This window comes from Phytobacter sp. MRY16-398, from assembly GCF_003925915.1.
GTDB classification, from domain to species: domain Bacteria; phylum Pseudomonadota; class Gammaproteobacteria; order Enterobacterales; family Enterobacteriaceae; genus Phytobacter; species Phytobacter diazotrophicus.
Genome location: NZ_AP018756.1, coordinates 5,039,500 through 5,059,484 on the forward strand (window position 1 = coordinate 5,039,500; position 19,985 = coordinate 5,059,484).

The 19,985-nt window shown below is 53.0% G+C and carries 21 protein-coding genes and 1 other annotated feature; of the genes, 5 read left to right on the forward strand and 16 right to left on the reverse strand.

Annotated features, from left to right (window positions below; genetic code table 11):
- Positions 1-37: 37 nt before the first annotated feature.
- From MRY16398_RS24585 to tal, 3 genes are all read right to left on the reverse strand, one after another.
- The gene (locus MRY16398_RS24585) at positions 38-1,342 is read right to left on the reverse strand and encodes an MFS transporter (RefSeq protein ID WP_039078281.1); all 1,305 of its coding nucleotides are present in this window, start codon (positions 1,340-1,342) and stop codon (positions 38-40) included.
- 126 nt (positions 1,343-1,468) lie between these two features.
- The gene (mog, locus tag MRY16398_RS24590) at positions 1,469-2,056 is read right to left on the reverse strand and encodes a molybdopterin adenylyltransferase (RefSeq protein WP_125125365.1); all 588 of its coding nucleotides are present in this window, start codon (positions 2,054-2,056) and stop codon (positions 1,469-1,471) included.
- A gap of 105 nt (positions 2,057-2,161) precedes the next feature.
- On the reverse strand, positions 2,162-3,115 hold the full coding sequence (tal, locus tag MRY16398_RS24595; RefSeq protein WP_071193601.1) for a transaldolase: 954 nt from the start codon (positions 3,113-3,115) through the stop codon (positions 2,162-2,164).
- Between the two features lie 200 nt (positions 3,116-3,315).
- Here tal and MRY16398_RS24600 point away from each other — a divergent pair, with 200 nt between their 5' ends.
- Both MRY16398_RS24600 and yaaA read left to right on the forward strand, forming a co-directional pair.
- Entirely contained in the window at positions 3,316-4,743 is a 1,428-nt protein-coding gene (locus MRY16398_RS24600; protein ID WP_125125366.1) for an alanine/glycine:cation symporter family protein, read from the forward strand.
- Between the two features lie 77 nt (positions 4,744-4,820).
- Positions 4,821-5,594 carry a peroxide stress protein YaaA gene (gene yaaA, locus MRY16398_RS24605; protein ID WP_039078277.1) on the forward strand — a complete coding sequence of 258 codons (774 nt, stop codon included), beginning with the start codon at positions 4,821-4,823 and terminating at the stop codon, positions 5,592-5,594.
- A 45-nt stretch (positions 5,595-5,639) separates the two neighbouring features.
- Here yaaA and MRY16398_RS24610 read toward each other — a convergent pair whose 3' ends face one another.
- The 7 genes from MRY16398_RS24610 to yjjY all read right to left on the reverse strand — a co-directional run bounded on the left by MRY16398_RS24610 (position 5,640) and on the right by yjjY (position 12,426).
- A complete protein-coding gene (locus tag MRY16398_RS24610; protein WP_125125367.1) occupies positions 5,640-5,933 on the reverse strand; it encodes a DUF2502 domain-containing protein in 294 nt (97 codons plus the stop codon).
- 223 nt (positions 5,934-6,156) lie between these two features.
- Positions 6,157-7,443, reverse strand: a complete 1,287-nt coding sequence (gene thrC / locus MRY16398_RS24615) for a threonine synthase (RefSeq protein WP_125125368.1) — start codon at positions 7,441-7,443, stop codon at positions 6,157-6,159.
- Positions 7,444-7,446: 3 nt separating this feature from the next.
- Entirely contained in the window at positions 7,447-8,376 is a 930-nt protein-coding gene (gene thrB / locus MRY16398_RS24620) for a homoserine kinase (RefSeq protein WP_039078274.1), read from the reverse strand.
- A gap of 1 nt (position 8,377) precedes the next feature.
- Complete coding sequence (thrA, locus tag MRY16398_RS24625) at positions 8,378-10,840, reverse strand: bifunctional aspartate kinase/homoserine dehydrogenase I (protein WP_039078273.1); 2,463 nt, start codon at positions 10,838-10,840, stop codon at positions 8,378-8,380.
- Between the two features lie 24 nt (positions 10,841-10,864).
- Positions 10,865-10,982: a sequence feature (Thr leader region), on the reverse strand.
- Positions 10,921-10,989 (reverse strand): thr operon leader peptide, encoded by a 69-nt coding sequence (gene thrL, locus MRY16398_RS24630; RefSeq protein ID WP_071846003.1) that lies wholly within the window; start codon positions 10,987-10,989, stop codon positions 10,921-10,923. (Overlaps the previous feature by 62 nt.)
- Positions 10,990-11,199: 210 nt before the next feature.
- Positions 11,200-11,886: a tRNA/rRNA methyltransferase gene (locus tag MRY16398_RS24635; RefSeq protein ID WP_039078272.1), complete on the reverse strand. Its 687-nt coding sequence runs from the start codon at positions 11,884-11,886 to the stop codon at positions 11,200-11,202.
- A 399-nt stretch (positions 11,887-12,285) separates the two neighbouring features.
- A complete protein-coding gene (gene yjjY, locus MRY16398_RS24640) occupies positions 12,286-12,426 on the reverse strand; it encodes a YjjY family protein (protein WP_086870418.1) in 141 nt (46 codons plus the stop codon).
- Positions 12,427-12,521: 95 nt separating this feature from the next.
- On the opposite strand from yjjY, the gene arcA reads away from it, so the two are divergent.
- Entirely contained in the window at positions 12,522-13,238 is a 717-nt protein-coding gene (arcA, locus tag MRY16398_RS24645) for a two-component system response regulator ArcA (RefSeq protein ID WP_039078271.1), read from the forward strand.
- Positions 13,239-13,276: 38 nt separating this feature from the next.
- On the opposite strand, the gene creD is transcribed toward arcA, so the two are convergent.
- The 4 genes from creD to creA are packed head-to-tail and all read right to left on the reverse strand — an operon-like array spanning position 13,277 to position 17,309.
- The gene (gene creD, locus MRY16398_RS24650) at positions 13,277-14,656 is read right to left on the reverse strand and encodes a cell envelope integrity protein CreD (RefSeq protein WP_125125369.1); all 1,380 of its coding nucleotides are present in this window, start codon (positions 14,654-14,656) and stop codon (positions 13,277-13,279) included.
- Between the two features lie 56 nt (positions 14,657-14,712).
- A complete protein-coding gene (gene creC, locus MRY16398_RS24655; protein WP_125125370.1) occupies positions 14,713-16,137 on the reverse strand; it encodes a two-component system sensor histidine kinase CreC in 1,425 nt (474 codons plus the stop codon).
- Positions 16,137-16,826, reverse strand: coding sequence for a two-component system response regulator CreB (creB, locus tag MRY16398_RS24660; RefSeq protein WP_039078268.1), 690 nt, complete (start codon positions 16,824-16,826; stop codon positions 16,137-16,139). The genes creC and creB overlap by 1 nt, the downstream gene beginning before the upstream one ends.
- 12 nt (positions 16,827-16,838) lie before the next feature.
- The gene (gene creA, locus MRY16398_RS24665; protein ID WP_125125371.1) at positions 16,839-17,309 is read right to left on the reverse strand and encodes a protein CreA; all 471 of its coding nucleotides are present in this window, start codon (positions 17,307-17,309) and stop codon (positions 16,839-16,841) included.
- 211 nt (positions 17,310-17,520) lie between these two features.
- Here creA and robA point away from each other — a divergent pair, with 211 nt between their 5' ends.
- Positions 17,521-18,390 (forward strand): MDR efflux pump AcrAB transcriptional activator RobA, encoded by an 870-nt coding sequence (gene robA, locus MRY16398_RS24670; protein ID WP_125125372.1) that lies wholly within the window; start codon positions 17,521-17,523, stop codon positions 18,388-18,390.
- Here robA and gpmB read toward each other — a convergent pair.
- Positions 18,387-19,034 (reverse strand): 2,3-diphosphoglycerate-dependent phosphoglycerate mutase GpmB, encoded by a 648-nt coding sequence (gene gpmB / locus MRY16398_RS24675; protein WP_125125373.1) that lies wholly within the window; start codon positions 19,032-19,034, stop codon positions 18,387-18,389. The genes robA and gpmB overlap by 4 nt on opposite strands.
- A gap of 102 nt (positions 19,035-19,136) precedes the next feature.
- On the opposite strand from gpmB, the gene yjjX reads away from it, so the two are divergent.
- The gene (yjjX, locus tag MRY16398_RS24680) at positions 19,137-19,652 is read left to right on the forward strand and encodes an inosine/xanthosine triphosphatase (protein WP_039078264.1); all 516 of its coding nucleotides are present in this window, start codon (positions 19,137-19,139) and stop codon (positions 19,650-19,652) included.
- On the opposite strand, the gene trpR is transcribed toward yjjX, so the two are convergent.
- A complete protein-coding gene (gene trpR, locus MRY16398_RS24685) occupies positions 19,643-19,972 on the reverse strand; it encodes a trp operon repressor (protein ID WP_039078263.1) in 330 nt (109 codons plus the stop codon). The two genes, yjjX and trpR, sit on opposite strands and share 10 nt — an antisense overlap.
- Positions 19,973-19,985 lie beyond the last annotated feature (13 nt).

The window sequence follows — 19,985 nt, forward strand, 5'->3', positions numbered from 1 at the left end:
GCCATCGTCCGATGGCGCTTTCTTTCCAAACGCGCACTTAGCGCGTGGATTTCGCCAACGCCGGGCTCTCGGTAGCGACCAGGTCCTGGCGCAGCCATAACCCCAGCCCCAGACCAATCAGCGACAGCGCCAGCACATACCAGGCGGGTGCCATTGGCGAAACCCCCATCAGCATCGTCACCGCAATCGGCGTCAGCCCGCCAAAAATGGCGTAAGAGACGTTATAAGAGAAGGAGATCCCGGTAAAACGCACTTCCGCCGGGAAAGCGCGAACCATCACATAGGGTACGGCCCCGACAACCCCAACGCAGAACCCGACCAGCCCATACAAGGCAAAAAGCTGCTCCGGGTGGCTGCCCGTCAGGTGATAGAAGAACCAGCTTGAGCAGGCCAGCATAATGCTGCCGACAATAAAAGTTTTGCTGGGGCCAACGCGATCCACCACCAGCCCGGCGGTCAAACAGCCGAAACAGAGCATAATGGTCGCGATACTGTTCGCCTGCAGGGTTAAGGCTGGCGCGAAACCATACTGTTTTTGCAGCCAGACGGGCGACATCAGAATCACCACTACGATCCCGGCCGACAGTAACCAGGTCAGCAGCATCGAGATCACTACCGCTTTCTTATGCTTCATGACGACGGCTTTCACCGGTAGCTCTTGCGCCAGTGCTTTACGCTGCTGCATTTCGAGGAAAATCGGCGTCTCTTGCAACCAACGGCGCAAATACATTGCCACCAGGCCAAACGCACCGCCCAGCAGAAAAGGTATACGCCATCCACCATCGTGAATCGCCTGCTGCGTCATGCTGGTATTGATCAGGGTAGCGACCACAGAGCCAAGCAGGATCCCCACCGTCAGCCCGGCGGTTAATGTTCCGCAGGCAATCCCGATACGGCGTTCCGGCACATGTTCCGCCACAAACACCCACGCACCCGGCACTTCGCCGCCAATCGCCGCCCCCTGCAAGACACGCATCAATAGCAGCAGCAACGGCGCAACGATACCCATAGAGGCATACGTTGGCAGCAAGCCAATCGCCAGCGTAGGCACCGCCATCAGCAAGATGCTCAGGGTGAACATCTTCTTACGCCCCACCAGATCGCCAAAATGGGCCATCACGATACCGCCCAGCGGGCGCGCCAGATAACCTGCGGCAAAGATGCCGAACGTCTGCACCTGACGCAGCCACTCCGGGATATCCGCCGGGAAAAACAGCTCACCGACAACGGCGGCAAAGAAAACAAAAATGATGAAGTCATAGAACTCAAGCGCACCGCCTAAGGCGGCAAGCGTGAGGGTTTTGTAATCCTGCTTATTGAGGGGACGTGTGTAGTTTGACATAGCGGACCATTTGTAAAGAGGAAGTGTTGATTTCGTTTTTACGCAAACTGTAAATTAAAAATTACTATACCGTAAATAAATCAACACTCCAGTGCCCGCATGACTTAATTTAAAAAACCACTATTTTTAGGATATTGTCTCGCGTCTTGCACTTTTTGGGCGAAAAGCCGCTACGACTTTGGGATCGGTCTCGATATAAGGCCCATCGAGAAGCTGTACACAATACGGTACACTGGCAAAAATACCCGGCACGGTTACCTGCCCGTCTGCCTGCTTCACCCCTTCAAGCGTCTCTTTGATGGATTTTGGCTGCCCCGGTAAATTGAGGATCAGCGCCTGCTTGCGAATCACCCCCACCTGGCGGGAGAGAATGGCAGTAGGTACAAAGTTGAGGCTGATTTGACGCATCTGTTCGCCAAACCCCGGCATTTCACGGTCAGCAATGGCGAGTGTTGCATCAGGAGTGACATCACGGCGCGCAGGACCGGTGCCGCCCGTCGTCAGGACCAGATGGCAGCTCATCTCGTCCACTAGCTCACACAGTGTCTGTTCAATGATGCTCTGCTCGTCCGGAATAAGCCGCTTTTCGATGGTAAAAGGAGTGGTCAGCGCCTGCGCCAGCCACTCTTCCAGTGCCGGGAGGCCTTTATCCTGGTAAACACCGCTGGAGGCGCGATCGGAAACAGAAACTAAGCCAATGCGTAATGTATCCATATTCATTCCGTTCAAAAAAATAATGACTAACGGAAATGATACACGCTGAGGGGAAATGCAGACAGAGGGGAAAGTGTGGCCGGGTCTCCGGCCACACCTGAATGATTACAGCAGATCGCCGATCATTTTTTCCAGTTTTTCCTGGTCAACAGCAAACTTACGGATACCATCCGCCAGTTTGTCTACTGCCATCGGATCCTGGTTGTGCTGCCAGAAGAATTGCGCTTCGGTAATACGTTCCGGGCGTGCTTTCACTTCGCCAGCATAGGACAGTTTACGTTCGATAGCGCCTTCGCTTTCCGCCAGCTCTTTCAGCAGGCCCGGAGCGATAGTCAGACGGTCACAGCCTGCCAGTTCCAGAATTTCACCGACGTTACGGAAGCTTGCGCCCATCACGACGGTTTCATAGCCGTGCTGTTTGTAGTACTGGTAGATTTCGGTTACGGAAACCACACCCGGATCTTCTGCCGGTGCGTACTCTTTTTTATCCGTGTTGGCTTTGTACCAGTCGAGGATACGGCCCACAAACGGGGAAATCAGATAAACGCCAGCTTCTGCACAGGCACGTGCCTGGGCGAAGGAGAACAGCAGCGTCAGGTTACAGTTGATGCCTTCTTTTTCCAGCTGCTCAGCCGCGCGAATACCCTGCCAGGTAGAAGCCAGCTTGATCAGGATGCGATCGTTGCTGATACCCGCGTCGTTATACAGTTTGATCAGGCGTTTTGCTTTCGCGATGGACGCGTCGGTGTCATAGGAAAGGCGTGCGTCAACTTCGGTAGAAATGCGACCAGGGATCAGTTTGAGAATTTCCAGACCGATATTCACCGCCAGTTTGTCCGTTGCGTCTACCACTTGCTGCGCGCGGTCGCTGCTCTGTTCTTTCGCCCAGGCAATAGCGTCATCAATCAGTTTGCGGTATTCAGGGATTTGGGCAGCGCCAAGAATCAGAGAAGGGTTGGTGGTAGCGTCCTGCGGCTGGTACAGCTTCATCGCCGCGATATCTCCGGTGTCAGCAACAACAGTTGTGTATTGACGCAGAGAAGTCAATTTATCCGTCATGATAGTGTTTCTCTTTGAACTTGTTAGGGGGATGTAACCGGTCTGCCCTGATGATAACACGACGCCCTGCCAGCGCAACCGCAGACATTGCGCACGCCCGGTATGGTAAACTAGATTTATTAATTGCCTGCAAAGTAGTGCTTTATTAATAATAGCGCTGCTTATTAACCTGCGAACCGGCATAGACAAGAGGGATGTTAATGCCTGAATTCTTTTCTTTTATCAGTGAAATACTTTGGGGTTCATTGATGCTCTACCTGCTGCTTGCGGCAGGTATCTGGTTTGCTTTTAAAAGCAAATTTGTACCGTTTCGCCTGATTGGCGACTTCTACCATAATCTCAAACATAGCCGCGCCCAGTCGGGTGGACTGACGTCGTATCAGGCGCTGTTTCTCAGTCTTGCCGGACGAATGGGGTCCGGTAATTTAGCCGGTGTGGCGTTAGCGATTACGGCAGGCGGCCCCGGCGCGATTTTCTGGATGTGGATATCGGCCTTGATTGGCATGGCAACGTGTTTCGCCGAAAGCACACTGGCGCAACTCTACAAAGAACGCGACGCCAACCTGCAATTTCGCGGCGGTCCTGCATGGTACATGGCGCGAGGCCTTGGCATGCGCTGGATGGGCGTGCTGTTTTCCGTATTCCTGCTGTTGGTTTACGGGCTGTTATTCAATACCATTCAGGCCAATTCGGTAGCGAATGCCGTCCATTTTGCCTGGCATTTTAATGAGATTTACACCGGTCTTATTTTTGCTGGAATGATTCTGCTGTTGATCACGAAAAGCATGAAACAGATTGCTCGCATCATGCAGTGGGTGGTCCCGATCATGGCCCTGGCCTGGGTAATGACCAGTGTCGGTATTGGCATTGCGCACTTCACCGCACTGCCGGAGATGTTCGCCAATATTGTGAAAAGTGCCTTTGGCTGGCAGGAAGCGGCGGCAGGTACCATGGGTTACACGCTTAGCCAGGCGCTCACCAGCGGTTTTCAACGCAGTATGTACTCCAACGAGGCAGGGATGGGCTCAACGCCGAATGCCGCCGCAGCCGCGGCTTCATCTCCCCCTCATCCTGCCGCTCAGGGCTTCGTGCAGATGGTCGGCGTAATTGTCGACACGTTTTTGGTGTGCACCGCCAGCGCGTTTATTCTTCTCCTGGCAAAGGATACGCCAACAGATAACCCAATCATTGGCGTCCAGATAGTTCAGGAAGCGATGGTAGCCCTGACGGGTTCATGGGGAGCCAGCTTTGTCGCCGTCATCATCATCATGTTTGCGTTTAATTCCATTATCGCCAATTACGTTTACGCCGAAAATAATCTCATTTTCCTGCGTATGAACAGCAGGCGTAATATTTGGCTGTTGCGTATCGGGATCTTACTGATGGTGTTGATCGGCTCTCAATTGCGCATCCCGTTACTCTGGCATGTGGCAGATGTAATGATGGCGTTTATGGCTATCACTAACATGACGGCGATTCTGCTACTGTCTCCCGTCGTCACCCTTATCGCCGCCGATTATCTACGCCAGCGCAAGATGGGAGTGATGCCAGTGTTCGATCCGAAGCGTTATCCGGATATTAACCAGCAGCTCGCGCCCGGCGCATGGGATGATAAAACGGGATCGTAAATGACAATCGCAACTATTGATCAATTGCAGGCCGTTTTTTGTTACAGTCAGCGGAAATTTTCCTGCAAGGACTGACTATGCTGATTCTCATCTCGCCCGCGAAAACGCTAGATTATCAAAGTGAGCTGGCCACTACGCGCTACACACAGCCTGAATTGCTGGATTATTCGCAGCAGTTGATTAAGGTTGCACGTAAGCTTAGCGCGCAGCAAATCAAAGCCCTGATGGGTATCAGCGATAAGCTTGCCGACCTGAACGCCACCCGCTTTCACGACTGGCAGCCGGACTTTACGCCGAAAAACGCCCGCCAGGCCATTCTGGCCTTTAAAGGCGATGTCTATACCGGCCTGCAGGCAGAAACCTTCACCGAGGCTGATTTCGATTTTGCACAGCAGCATTTGCGTATGCTCTCTGGTTTGTACGGCGTTTTGCGTCCACTGGACCTGATGCAGCCTTACCGTCTGGAGATGGGGATCCGCCTGGAAAATGCGAAGGGGAAGGATCTTTATCAGTTCTGGGGCGAGGTCATCACCAATACGCTGAACGACGCCATTAAGGCGCAGGGCGATGACATCGTGGTGAATCTGGCATCCGATGAGTACTTTAAGTCGGTCAAAACGCAAAAACTGAACGCGCAAATTATCAAACCCGTTTTTCTGGACGAGAAAAATGGCAAGTTTAAGGTCATTAGTTTTTACGCCAAAAAAGCACGCGGTCTGATGAGTCGTTACATCATTGAAAACCGCCTGACAAAACCAGAGCAGTTAACCGCGTTTGATAGCGAAGGCTATTTCTTTGATGAAGAACTGTCCGGCAAGGGCGAATTGGTCTTTAAACGTCACGAACAGTAAGGCTGTGGCCCCCTCTCTGAGGAGGGGGCAGACTAAGCGAAGGGTTTAATCGTGGTGCCAGTCCGGCCCCGGATGATGATCATCGTGGCGATCATCATGATAGTCGCCACGGAAGTCGCGACGGTCGTCACCGTGCGGGCGCCAGTGGTTTTCGCGCCATTCGTAGTGTCTGTGCCACCAGTCATGGTCGCGCCAGTGGCCGCCATCCCAGTAGTTGCCGTGACGATCCTGATCGCCGATTTGCAGTTTTACTGCTGGCACAAGGGTAATTTCAGCAGCCTGTGCCGCCAGCGGAGCCACCATCAACAACGAAAGCGCGAAGAATACAGGTTTCAACATGGGTTACTCCTTTGTTCATCTTGCCCGTAGTGGGCCGATGTGAGGAGCTTAAGCAAAGTGATGGCGGCTTGTTATTCTCTGCAATCCTAATCTCTAAGTGCCCGCATTTTATGGGAATTCCTCCGTTTTTCCTGCCATATTCCTCCTTAATTTCTCCGTATTCAGGCGTAAAAAAACCGGGCAGCGATTACGCTCACCCGGTTCTGGTTTGAGACGAAGCGGATTACGCTTTGCTCATCATCAGTTTACGCAGTTCAGCGAAGTCCGCAGGCAGATGGTGCGACAGCAGTTCCAGATCTGCGCGCTCTGCCAGTTCTTTCGGCAATGGCAGTGTTTCGCCGAGAATCTCTTCGACGCTCTCTTTGAATTTCGCCGGATGCGCGGTCCCCAGGAACAGGCCGTACTCGCCCGGATGCAGTTGATCGCGCAGCGCACGGTAAGCAATGGCCGCATGCGGTTCAGAGAGATAGCCCTTACCTTTCAGTTCACGCATCGTCTCTTTGGTCGTTTCGTCGTCCACTGCGGCATAGCCCAGTTCGTTCAGGCGCCAGATTTTACGGCGGAACAGCTCTTCCACGCGCGGCCAGTTGTTCGGCTGGCTGACGTCCATCGCGTTCGACAGAGTTGCCTGTGTCGCTTTTGGCTTCCACTCACCGTCCTGCAGGAAGCGCGGTACGGTGTCATTCGCATTGGTCGCCGCGATAAAACGCTTAATGGGCAGCCCAAGCGATTTCGCCAGCAGGCCCGCCGTTAAGTCGCCAAAGTTGCCGCTTGGCACGGAAACAACCAGCTGATTACGCGCCTCTTGTGGCAGTTGCGCCACCGCTTCAAAGTAGTAGCAAATCTGCGCCAGCAGGCGGCTAATGTTGATTGAGTTCGCTGAGTTCAGGCCCAGCGCCACTTTCAGTTCTTCATCATCAAAAGCCTGTTTTACCAGTGCCTGACAGGCGTCGAAATCCGCACCAATGGCGACGGTTTCGATATTGCCACCCAGCGTACAGAACAGTTTTTCCTGTAGCGGACTGATTTTTCCGTTCGGGTAAAGGATCACGACACGAACGTTTTTCAGGCCGTAGAAGGCATGTGCCACTGCCGCCCCGGTATCACCGGAGGTCGCAGTCAGGATCGTCACCGGCTTGTCGCCGCTGATGGTGGTCAGCATTTGCGCCATAAAGCGCCCACCGAAGTCTTTAAACGCCAGCGTCGGGCCATGAAACAGCTCCAGGCAACCAACATCGCTCTCAACCGGCTGTACGGGCGCCGGGAACGCAAACGCATCCCGAACGCGCGCTTCCAGAATGTCCTGCGGAATTTCATCACCGATGAACGCCCCGAGGATTTTGGCGCTGCGCGCAACGAAATCCATGGTCAGCATGTCATCAATTTCAGTCAGGCTGAATTCCGGCAGGTCATGCGGGAAAAACAGCCCCTGGTTGTTGCCAAGCCCTTGCGTGACGGCCTGCGCGAAGCTGACCTGTTCGTTGTGATCTTTTAAGTTATAGAGTTTCATTGGTTATCCCACTACTCGTGCACCCGTCGTGTCCAGACGGCAAATATGAACAAAGCCTTCCTGATTTTGCAAATAGTGTTTGCTCAGCCAGTCTGCCACACGTTGCGCGGTTTCCGTTTTATCGCACAACGCAAAAAGCGTTGGGCCGGAACCAGAAATACCACAGGAGAGCGCACCCATTTCGGCGACCGCCTGACGTGCCTCATTAAACCCAGGCAATAATTTCATGCGATACGGCTCAGCAATAACATCTTTCATCAGCTTCGCCGCAAGCTGGGGCTGACGGGAATAGCAGGCGTGAATAAAGCCCGCCAGATGCCGACCATGAGCAATACAGTCCTGACGACGATACTGCGCCGGCAGGATAGCGCGGGCCTCCGCGGTAGAAACTTTGATGCCCGGATAGGCCAGCACCCACAGCCATTCATCAAAGCCTGGCACCTGCTGGCTGATAATGCCGTTTTCCTCGATCATCAATTGCATGCCGCCAAGGTAGCAAGGCGCCACGTTGTCGTAATGCACGCTGCCGGAAATGCGCCCTTCCAGCTCGCCCATCAGCGCCAGCATTCGCGTCTCATTTAACGGTTTGCCGCAATACTCGTTCATTGCCACCAGCGCCGCGACAACAGAACAGGCACTGGAGCCCAGCCCTGAGCCAATCGGCATGTTTTTTTCCAGTGTCATTGCCACAGGAACCGTTTTGCCAATCTCCTGGCAGAAACGCTCCCAGCACTGGTAGACAATATTTTCACGAGGCTCTGTCGGCAGTTTGCTGGCAAAACGCCCCAGATTTTTCAGGCTAAAACTGTCCGCCGCCTCAACTGAGACATTATCACCCAACAGCGTGCCATCTATCGGCGTCACCGCGGCGCCCAACACATCAAAACCCACGCTCATATTGGCGCTGGAGGCCGGAGCATATACTTTCACCATCTTAAACTCCCAACTTCCAGGACAGCGTACGCAGCAAGTCTGCAAACACCCCTGCCGCAGTAACATCATTACCCGCACCATAGCCACGCAGGACCAGCGGCAGCGGTTGGTAATAGTGGCTATAAAACGCAAGGGCGTTTTCGCCGTTTTTCACTTTGAACAGCGGATCGTTACCGTCCACTTCGGCAATTTTCACCCGACAGGTGCCATCTTCTTCGATGTTGCCGACGTAGCGCAGCACTTTGCCTTCGTCGCGCGCTTTCGCCACACGATCGGCGAAGTGATCGTCAAGCTGCGGCAGACGCGCCATAAAACTTTCAACGTCACCGCTGTCGTCGAATGTAGCTGGCAGCACAGGTTCAATCACAATATCGGAAAGCTCCAGCTCACGCCCGGTTTCACGAGCCAGGATCAGGAGCTTACGCGCCACGTCCATACCGGAAAGATCGTCACGCGGATCAGGTTCGGTGTAACCCATTTCGCGTGCGATCTTAGTCGCATCTGACAGGCTCATCCCTTCATCGAGTTTACCGAAAATAAACGATAGCGAGCCAGAAAGAATGCCGGAGAAACGTTGTAACTCATCACCCGCATTGAGCAGGTTTTGCAGGTTTTCGATAACCGGCAAGCCCGCGCCCACGTTGGTGTCATAGAGGAACTTACGGCGTGATTTCGCCGCCGCATGGCGCAACTGATGGTAGTAAGCCATCGATGAGGTGTTGGCCTTTTTGTTGGGCGTCACCACATGGAAACCTTCACGCAGGAAGTCGGCATACTGATCGGCCACAGCCTGGTGTGACGTACAATCTACAATAACCGGGTTCAGCAGGTGATATTCCTTCACCAGACGAATCAAACGGCCCAGGTTGAAAGGCTCTTTGGCCTCAGCAAGCTCAGACTGCCAGTTTTCCAGATTTAACCCGTGTACGTTGGTAAGCAACGCTTTCGAGTTTGCCACGCCGCAGACGCGCAAATCGATATGCTTACTTTTGAGCCATGCTTGCTGACGCTTAAGCTGTTCGAGCAGCGCACCACCAACACCGCCCACGCCAATCACAAACACTTCAATAACCTGGTCGGTGTTGAACAGCATCTGGTGCGTGACGCGCACACCCGTAGTGGCATCATCGTTGCTCACCACGACAGAAATCGAACGCTCGGAAGATCCTTGCGCGATCGCCACGATGTTGATATTGGCGCGCGCCAGTGCAGCAAAGAATTTCGCGGAAATGCCACGCAGAGTACGCATGCCGTCACCCACGACAGAGATGATAGCCAGACGCTCCATCACGGCCAGTGGCTCCAGCAATCCTTCTTTCAGTTCCAGATAAAATTCATCGCCCATTGCCCGCTGCGCGCGGACGCAATCGGATTGCGGTACACAGAAGCTGATGCTGTATTCAGAGGAGGATTGGGTAATCAGCACGACAGAAATACCCGCACGCGACATCGCGGCAAACACGCGCGCCGCCATGCCAACCATGCCTTTCATCCCCGGACCTGAAACACTGAACATCGCCATGTTATTCAGATTGGAAATACCTTTGACCGGCAGGCCATCCTCATCAGAGGTGGCGCCAATCAGAGTACCGGGTGCCTGCGGGTTACCGGTATTTTTAATGAGGCAAGGGATCTGGAACTGGGCGATAGGGGTAATGGTACGCGGGTGGAGCACTTTCGCACCGAAGTAGGAGAGTTCCATCGCTTCCTGATACGACATGGATTTCAGCAGACGGGCATCCGGTACCTGGCGTGGATCACAGGTGTAGACACCGTCAACATCGGTCCAGATTTCGCAACAATCCGCACGCAGGCAGGCAGCCAGAACCGCAGCGGAGTAATCAGAACCATTACGTCCCAGAACAACCAGCTCACCTTTTTCGTTTCCGGCAGTGAACCCTGCCATCAACACCATATGGTCGGACGGGATACGGCTGGCGGCGATGCGGCGCGTTGACTCCGCAATATCCACCGTAGACTCAAGATAGTGCCCAATAGCCAGCAGTTTCTCGACCGGATCAATCACACTCACCTTATGACCGCGCGCTTCAAGCAACCCCGCCATAATGGCGATGGAGAGCTTTTCGCCACGGCAGATCAGCGCCGCATTGATGCTGTCAGGGCACTGCCCCAGCAGGCTTATCCCATGCAAGACGTGTTTGATCTGCGCAAATTCTTGTTCGACAAAGGTTTTTAACTGTGCGAGGGGAAAACCAGGCTGTGCATCCGCCAATCCTTGCAGTAGCTCAGAAAAAATACGTTCGGCATCGCTAATATTTGGTACGGCATCCTGACCTCCGATCGTTTTTTCGATCATGGCGACCAGGTGATTGGTGATTTTCGCCGGGGCAGATAACACAGTTGCCACCTGCCCCTGCCTGGCATTGCTCTCCAGGATGTCGGCAACACGCAGAAACCTTTCCGCATTTGCCACTGATGTACCGCCGAACTTCAACACTCGCATGGTATTACCCCTTGATCTTTGCTCGAAAAAAAAGCCCGCACTGTTCAGGTGCGGGCTTTTTTCTGTGTTTCCTGTACGCGTCAGCCCGCACCGTTACCTGTGGTAATGGTGGTGGTAATAATAATGGTGACGGTGCTGGTGCGTTTCATGGATGTTGTGTGCTCTGTAATTTTATTCTGTCTGTGCTCTGCCTATATTGGTTAAAGTATCTGCCGCCTTAAGTCAACGAATTTTTAGTTTTCAGCTATTTTGCGCAACCTTCCGCTACGCCCGCGACTTATTGACTTATCATAGGTAAAGACCATACAAACCGCACCATTGCAGTGACTTAATCCATAAAACATTCTTATGGCAGTGATTTACTCGGCGAGTTTTTTTTCAATGTCGTGGAGCAAACGGTGCAACATTGCGGTGTCTCGCTGCTCCAGCATCCCCACACGCTGATCCAGCCAGTCGGCCATTTTCATGTCATCCGCCACATCGAGTTTTTCGAGCAACGCGCGCGCCCGCAGACGTAAAGCACGAAGCTGGTTATCATCACGTTGCGTTACCACTTTGGGAGCATTTTGTATTAAAGATGCTAATTGATAACAATAAACCATGACGGCCTGCCCCAGATTGAGTGAAGGATAATCGGCCACCATCGGCACACCCGTCAAAATGTCTGCAAGCGCCAGTTCGTCATTTGTCAGGCCCGAATCTTCCCGGCCAAACACCAGTGCGGCGGCGGGGAGCCACGCGCTTTTTTCCGCCAGAAGCGGTACCAGTTCCGCAGGCGTTGCGTAGTAATGGAATTTAGCGCGACTTCGCGCCGTCGTGGCGACGGTGAATGAAATATCGGCCAGCGCATCGGATAATGCAGAATAAGTTTTAATATTATCAAGCACATCCCCGGCACCATGTGCGACACGGCGAGCGCCTTCCTGTAAATGGGCATCGCTGTCGACAATGCGCAGATCTGTGAAACCCATCGTTTTCATCGCGCGCGCGGCAGCGCCAACATTCTCCGCTCTGGCGGGAGAAACCAATACAATGGCCAGGTGCATTTTTACTCTCTTTTTTATCATACCGACGCGCGAGCGAAGGGTAATGTCAGCATATTTCGCGTCGCGAATTTACAATTTTGTAACAGCAATCACTGAATTTCGTCTTGCCAACGGTTAAAAAAAGCTAAACTGTTGACTGGCGGTATTAACCGCTGAAATGTTAACAGAAAGTGCTTATCCCTATGTTTCTTCATGGCATTTTAATTATGAATCTGAATCTCCTATTGGATTCAACTTATTTATCAATTAATATCCGCAACTAGTTGGTTTATTGAAAAATTGTGATAATCGCTAGCATTTAGATATCAAGATTTCACCAAACTGTTAACGTGCTACAATTGAACTTGATATATGTCAACGAAGCGTAGTTTTATTGGGTGTCCCTTGCGTCTTAGCCTGTTATGTTGCTGTTAAAATGGTTAGGATGACAGCCGTTTTTGACACTGTCGGGTTCAAAGGGAAAGTGCCCACGACCAAGCTAATGATGTTGTTGACGTTGATGGAAAGTGCATCAAGAACGCAATTACGTACTTTAGTCATGTTACGCCGTTCATGTTAATTTGCGACATGTACCAGGCTGGTCAGGGACTTTTGTACTTCCTGTTTCGATTTAGTTGGCAATTTAGGTAGCAAACATGCAGACCCCGCACATTCTTATCGTTGAAGACGAGTTGGTAACACGCAACACGTTGAAAAGCATCTTCGAAGCGGAAGGTTACGATGTCTTTGAAGCGACAGATGGCGCTGAAATGCATCAGATCCTCTCCGAAAATGATATCAACCTGGTGATTATGGATATCAATCTGCCAGGTAAAAATGGCCTTTTACTTGCCCGTGAATTACGCGAGCAAGCGAATGTCGCACTGATGTTCCTGACCGGTCGTGACAACGAAGTAGACAAAATCCTGGGCCTCGAAATCGGTGCGGATGACTACATCACCAAACCGTTTAACCCGCGTGAACTGACTATCCGTGCGCGTAACCTGCTGTCCCGTACCATGAATTTGGGCACCATCAGCGAAGAGCGCCGCAGTGTCGACAGCTATAAGTTTAATGGCTGGGAACTGGATATTAACAGCCGCTCACTGATCAGCCCTAATGGCGAACAGTATAAGCTGCCGCGTAGCGAATTCCGTGCGATGCTGCATTTCTGCGAAAACCCGGGCAAGATCCAATCCCGCGCCGAATTGCTGAAAAAAATGACCGGGCGTGAGCTGAAACCACACGACCGTACGGTTGACGTCACCATCCGTCGCATCCGTAAGCATTTTGAATCCACGCCGGACACACCGGAAATCATCGCGACGATCCACGGTGAAGGTTACCGTTTTTGCGGTGATCTGCAGGAATAATCCTCCTTCAAAAAAAGCGGCGCCAGGCGCCGCTTTTTTTATTTCCATATCCGTAGTTCTTCATCGACAGGAACCTGGCTTTCTACGGGCTTTTTCACCGCCCGCGAAAGGGAGTACCAGTCAAAGCGCCGTGTCAGTATCATCACGGTACTCAGTGCCGCAAACAGTACGCCTGTTCCCAGTAACAACGCGCTGTCTTCGGAATTCAACAAACTCCACATTACGCCATAGAGCACCAATAGCGCACCGCTAAACGGCAGGCTGGCACGCCAGCTTTTCATCACGCCTTGCAAATAGATACCGTTGATCGTCGCCCCCAGCCCACTGGCAATAATCCACGCCCAGGTAAAGCCGACATGCTCTGACAACGCCAGCAGGACCAGATAGAACATCACCAGCGATAACCCCACCAGCAGATACTCCATGGGGTGCATTTGCCGCCCGGTAAGACTTTCAAAGACGAAAAACGCGGCAAAAATGAGGGCAATAAGCAAAATCGCATATTTTACCGCTCTGTCCGTCAGTTGGTACTGATCCGCTGGCGTGGCGATATTGACGCTGAATGCGGGCAGGCGCCACTCATTGTCGCTGCTCAGACTCAGGACATCACGGATTTTGCTATCCAGGTTATTGGCAAACCACGTACTTTGCCAGCGCGCCTGGTAACCCGCAGGGGTAACTTCGCGTTTCGCAGGTAGAAAGTCACCGGTGAAGCCGGGGTGAGGCCAGTCCCCCATCAGCGCCATTTCGCTGTTTCTGCCAAGTGGGACCACGGAAAATGCGCCGGTACCATTGAGACTAAATGAAGCGTTTAGTTTGATATTTTTTTGCGTAATACCCGGCGCAGTCAGTGGAACATGAATACCCTGTAAGTCGCTCATCAGTCCCGATCCCGGCTCTACGCTGAGCGATTCACCGTTCACCTTCATCGCCCGTATTTGCCCGATCCCTCGGGCATCACTCAGGGCAAACACGACAAACGGCTCGCCCAGTTCCCTGGTATCACTCGCCTCCAGCCCGGCTCGTTTTGGGTCAAATTCTGCGTTTATACTGATATCCCCATGCCAGACTTGCCCTTCGTAGATACCCACCTGGCGGTTCTCGACTTGCTGTTTCCCCTCGACCATGAGCGACTCAGGTAGCCAGAAACGGATATAGCTTTTCGAACGGCGAACCTCCTTGGGCGGTTCATCTCCCGTCGACTCCAGCGAAGTCACAACGTCCGTCACCGGAATCGCAATCAGCGGACCAATCAACTTTTGCGGCCCGGCGCTACTTTGCCGCAGCGTATCGGCGACCTCATTACGGTAGTCGCCTCTCTCTTTGATTAAATTGCCAACCATTATCAGTGGGATCAGCAACAGACAAATGCACCCTGCCAGGGTGGTAATTTTCCAGAATAACGGTGATTTCAACATAGCCCCTCCTTTGTGTTGCGCGCAGAGTAACGGGGCTATAAGAGGAGAATTTGAAGTTATGTGAAGTGACGGTGAAGTGTCAGTCGCGCCTCTGCGCCACCCTGCGGCAGGTTACATACCTGAATAGTTCCCTGGTGCAAACGCGCCACCTCCTGCACCAGGGCCAGCCCAAGGCCACTGCTCTTTTGTCCATTCTCTCGGGGCAATGAGTAAAACCGTTCAAAGATCCGCTCAAGGGCGTAATCCGGAATACCCGGCCCGTTATCGCATACGGTAAAGACGACATGTTCAGCGTGTTCGTGAGCGCGCAGTGAAATATGCCCGTCGCGCGGGGTAAAGTCGATCGCATTGTCGAGCAGATTGCCCAATGCCTGGCTAAGCAGCCCGGCATCCGCTTCGACGACAAGCTGCCCCGCATCGCATTCCAGGGTCAGATTTTTGGCGGACAGCACCACGCTGCGTTCGTCCTCAAGCTGTCGGAACAGAGCGTCAACAGGGATGGATGTTGTCACTACTTCCTGACGATTTTCGAGCTTCGCCTGCTGTAGCAGCTTCTCAACCAGTATCTGCATCCGCGCATTTTGCGCCAGGATATTGTTAGTAAAACGGGTGGCGATATCCGGTGGCGGGTTCTCATGGAGAATTTCTGCCGCGCCGCGTATGGCCGCCAGCGGGCTTTTAAGTTCATGGGTAAGCGCGTAGACATACTGCTCAATATAATTTTTTCCTTCGAGCTTAAGGCGCATACTCTCCAGCGCCTGCGCCAGCTTACGCAGCTCGCTACTTCCCAGGTCAGGAAGAGGTAAAGGATTTTTTTCGCTCACGGCATCCGCATAGCGTGTCAGCTTGCCGATGGAACGGTTAATCCATAGCGTCACCCCAAACCCAATCACCAGAGCAATCCCCAGTAAGGCCGCGCTGGCCCAGAGCATGCGCCGCTCACTGCGTTTGATGACCGGGGCAATCGCACTATTAGGTTTGCCCACGCTCAAAACGCCGATAATGCGCCCCTGGTCAGTGACGGGAGCCGCCACATACATCACCGTACTTTCCGGATCGTTAGGATCGGAAGGTGTACTGCGCGCGCCATATTTACCGCGCAGCGTCAGCCAGACATCGTTCCAGCGGGAATAATCCTGACCTACGGCCTGGCCCGCAGAATCAAAAACAACCTTACCCAGCGCATCCGTCATATAGACATGGTATTCGTTACGTACTTTGCGAATGCCGCTGATATTGGCGTTAATGTTGCTTTGGTTGAGCGAAGTGAACGCCTCTGCCAGCTTGCCATTTTGCGCCTGTCCGGAGAGCAAATCATCGTGCGCTACCTCGGCCAGCAGCGTGGCGGTATCAATGAGCGTGCCTTCGGTTGCCCGCCTGACGCCCGGTTTGATTTCCTGGACAAAAATCGACAACACAAACCAGGCGGCAACCGCCACAAGGAGAAAGTAGCCCAGCAACAATCGCATCCCGATACGCATTAGCGGATGCCCAGGCTGTAACCCATACCGCGATGAGTATTAATCGGTGACAATTCGCTATTCACCGCACGCAATTTGGCGCGCAGCGTTTTGATATGGGTATCGACAGTGCGATCGAAGCTCTCTTCGGCATCGGTCCAGACGAGATCCATGAGTTGCTGGCGTGAGAAAACCCTGCCCGGTGCATGCAGCAGGGTTTTTAACAGCAGAAATTCATAGCGTGTAAGGGGGAGAATATCGCCACACCAGCGAACGATAGCCGCCTCTTCGTCCAGTTCGAATTGCCCGACACGAAGAAGAGAAGATTGCACCGTGGCTTTCTGGAAGCGGCGCAGCACGGTACGTACTCGGGCACAAACTTCCCTGGGCGAAAACGGTTTGGCGATATAATCATCAGCCCCCATTTCCAGCCCCAGCAATTTGTCGATCTCGTCGCTACGCGCGGTCAGAAACAGCACTGGCAGCCCCGGCGCCCTGGCCAGCAAACGGCGGCACAGCTCAAAACCACTGATGTCCGGCAGCCCGACATCCAGGATCGCCAGGTCCGGCAACTGCCGCGCCGCCGCGTCAAGAACAGGCAATCCCCGCTCAAATGACGTGACGGCGAACCCATCCTGCTGCAGCATATAAATCAGCGTCTCGGCAATACTTGCCTCATCTTCAACCAGCCAGATTCGCGGTTGTGGCATCTCCATTCCTTTTTATTTACTCCACGGCATAATCGGCACCGCACTCAGTGCGTTTTTCGGGGAACCTTCCACCACTTTATCGGAATAGGTCAGATAAACCAAAGAGTTACGTTTGCTGTCATAAAAGCGGACCACCTGAAGTTTCTTAAACACCAGCGAAGTACGTTTCTGGAAGACCACATCGCCCTGGGCTTTCCCATTTTTAATCTTATGACTGAGTTCGATTGGCCCTACCTGCTGGCAGGAAATCGCCGCATCGGATGTATCTTCCGCCAGCCCCAGCCCCCCTTTAATGCCGCCCGTTTTTGCCCGGCTAATGTAACAGGTCACATTTTGCACATCAGGATCGTCAAAGGCTTCCACCACAATTTTGTGATCCGGGCCGAACATTTTAAACACAGTGTCTACTGAGCCAATCTGTTCCGCCTGCGCAGAACCCCACAGCAACGCTAATGAGGAAAGTATTAAACGCGTGTATTTCATATTGTTACCATTTTTGAATATAACGTTGAGCGACTATTCTCGGGTTTAAGAGGAAAAGGTTTATAGATCACCAATTTACAAAAATTATCATGAAAATCAGACACAATGCGCACTAATGCACAAAAAAAACACTGAATGCTAAAACGCCAAACAGTGGTATTATCCATCCCCTGGTATCAGGCGTAAGCCGTTTTAAGGATGAGGATATTTTATGGATCAGGCTGGGATTATTCGTGATCTACTTACCTGGCTGGAAAGCCACCTGGATCAGCCATTGTCGTTAGATAATGTGGCGGCAAAAGCGGGTTATTCCAAGTGGCATCTGCAAAGGATGTTCAAAGACGTGACGGGCCATGCGATTGGCGCTTATATTCGCGCGCGCCGCCTGTCGAAGTCTGCTGTTGCTTTGCGTCTGACCTCGCGTCCCATTCTGGATATCGCCCTGCAGTACCGCTTTGACTCTCAGCAAACCTTTACCCGCGCGTTTAAAAAGCAGTTTAATCTGACGCCCGCGCTGTATCGCCGTTCACCTGACTGGAGCGCCTTCGGCATTCGTCCGCCGCTGCGTTTAGGTGAGTTTGCCATGCCGAGACATGAATTTATCCCCCTTCCGGATATGCAGCTCATCGGTACAACGCAGAGCTATACCTGCTCGCTGGAAGAAATTTCCGATTTCCGCAACCAGATGCGTATCCAGTTCTGGCGTGACTTTTTAGGCAATTCGCCCACCATTCCGGCTGAGATGTATGGCCTGCATGAACCGCGACCAAGTCTTGAGAAAGATGACGAGCAAGAGGTGTTTTACACCACCGCTTTAACACCAGAGATGGCGAACGGCTACATGCATAATGCCCAGCCAGTGAAGCTCGAAGGCGGTGAGTATGTCATGTTCTTCTACGAAGGGCCGGGCACGGGCGTGCAGGAGTTTATCCTGACCGTCTACGGTACCTGCATGCCGATGCTGAATCTGACACGCCGTAAAGGCCAGGATATTGAGCGTTTCTACCCGCAGGAAGATGCGCGGGCGCAAGAGCCACCGCTTTACATCCGCTGCGAGTATCTGATTCCCGTCCGCCGTTAACGCTGCAGTTCATCCAGCGCAGGGGCGTCCAGATGTGAGATGTCTCCTGCTGTTTCCACTACCCATCCCGACGCCAGCCATGCGCTATCCTGATAATCGATACGGGAAATAGAGCAGTTACGCAAGCGCAGGCGGCGCTCAGCATACGCCGGAAGCCCCAGAATGGTGCTGACCAGACAGCCCAGGGCCATGCCGTGGCTGACGATCATCGGGCGGCTACCCTGCGGTAACTCCAGCGTGGTCGCAAGAGCAGCATGCATACGATCGGCAAGTTCCTGCATCGACTCGCCGCCGGGAATGCGCCCCCCTGCGGTGCCATTTACCAGTTGGCGACGCCAGCCTTCTTCTTCTTCGGTCAGGGTTTCAAGATTGCGCTGTTCGAGCACCCCCATATCGAGTTCACGCAGGCGCGAGTCGAGGGTGATATCGCAGCCACATAGCTCTGCAATGATTTCAGCCGTGCGACGTGTACGTCCGAGATCGCTGGCAATAATATGGGTGATGCCCAGCGCTTTCGCGCGTTCAGCCACCTGCCATGCCTGCTGCTCGCCTTTTTCGGTTAACGGACTGTCTGAATGGCCTTGAATACGACGCTCGGCGTTCCACTGCGTTTCACCGTGGCGGACAAGGTATACCTGTAACATGCTTTTATATCCATTATACTGCGATGAAGTTTATTATATGAGGAAGGCCTTACCCGTCATGCAGACAGAACTGGTCTCATTACGGGCAGCCAGCTATTGATTATGCACCATGTTGTCGCTGCTACCACAAACCCCGCCAAAATTCGGGCTATTCTGCACGCTTTTAATGAGATTTTCGGTGAAAACGCCAGCCGCATCGACGCAATTGCTGTTGAAAGCGGTGTACCGGAACAGCCTATGGGCAGTAAAGAGACGCTTGAAGGCGCACGTAACCGTGTCGAAAATGCCCGCCACGCCTGTCCAAATGCGGACTTTTGGGTAGCTATCGAAGCCGGAATTGATGAAGGCAGCACGTTTAGCTGGGTCGTCATCGAAAGTCGCGACCAGCGCGGCGAAGCCCGCTCTGCCACCCTGCCCTTGCCTGAGGTGATTCTGCAAAAGATCCGTGCCGGGCAAGCGCTTGGTCCGGCGATGTCGGCATATACCGGTATTGATGAAATTGGGCGCAAAGATGGCGCAATTGGCGTGTTTACCGCCGGAAAATTGACGCGCGCCAGCGTCTATCATCAGGCCGTGATACTGGCATTAAGCCCCTTTCACAATGCGGTCTATCGCTGATCGTTAAGCAGCGTCTGCTCCAGCCATAAACGCAGGTCGGCTGGCGCCGCTTTCAGGCTGTTGGATCCCCGGGTGATCGTGGCAATACCCGCCCCGAGTTCACTTTTGAGTTCTCGTTGACTCATCTCTCCGCGCAACAACTCTTCGATAATACGTACGCGGGTACCCAGCGCTTCACGTTCATCTGGGGTGAGCATCAGGTTAAGTAACGGAAGATGTAGATCCTGTTCGTAAGACTGCCTGACGAGTTCAACAAAGCGAAGCCATTCCTGGTGACGCTGTTCGGCCATGGCCGCTGAATAAGGTGATTGCTGGGTCATAATATGCCGCCGT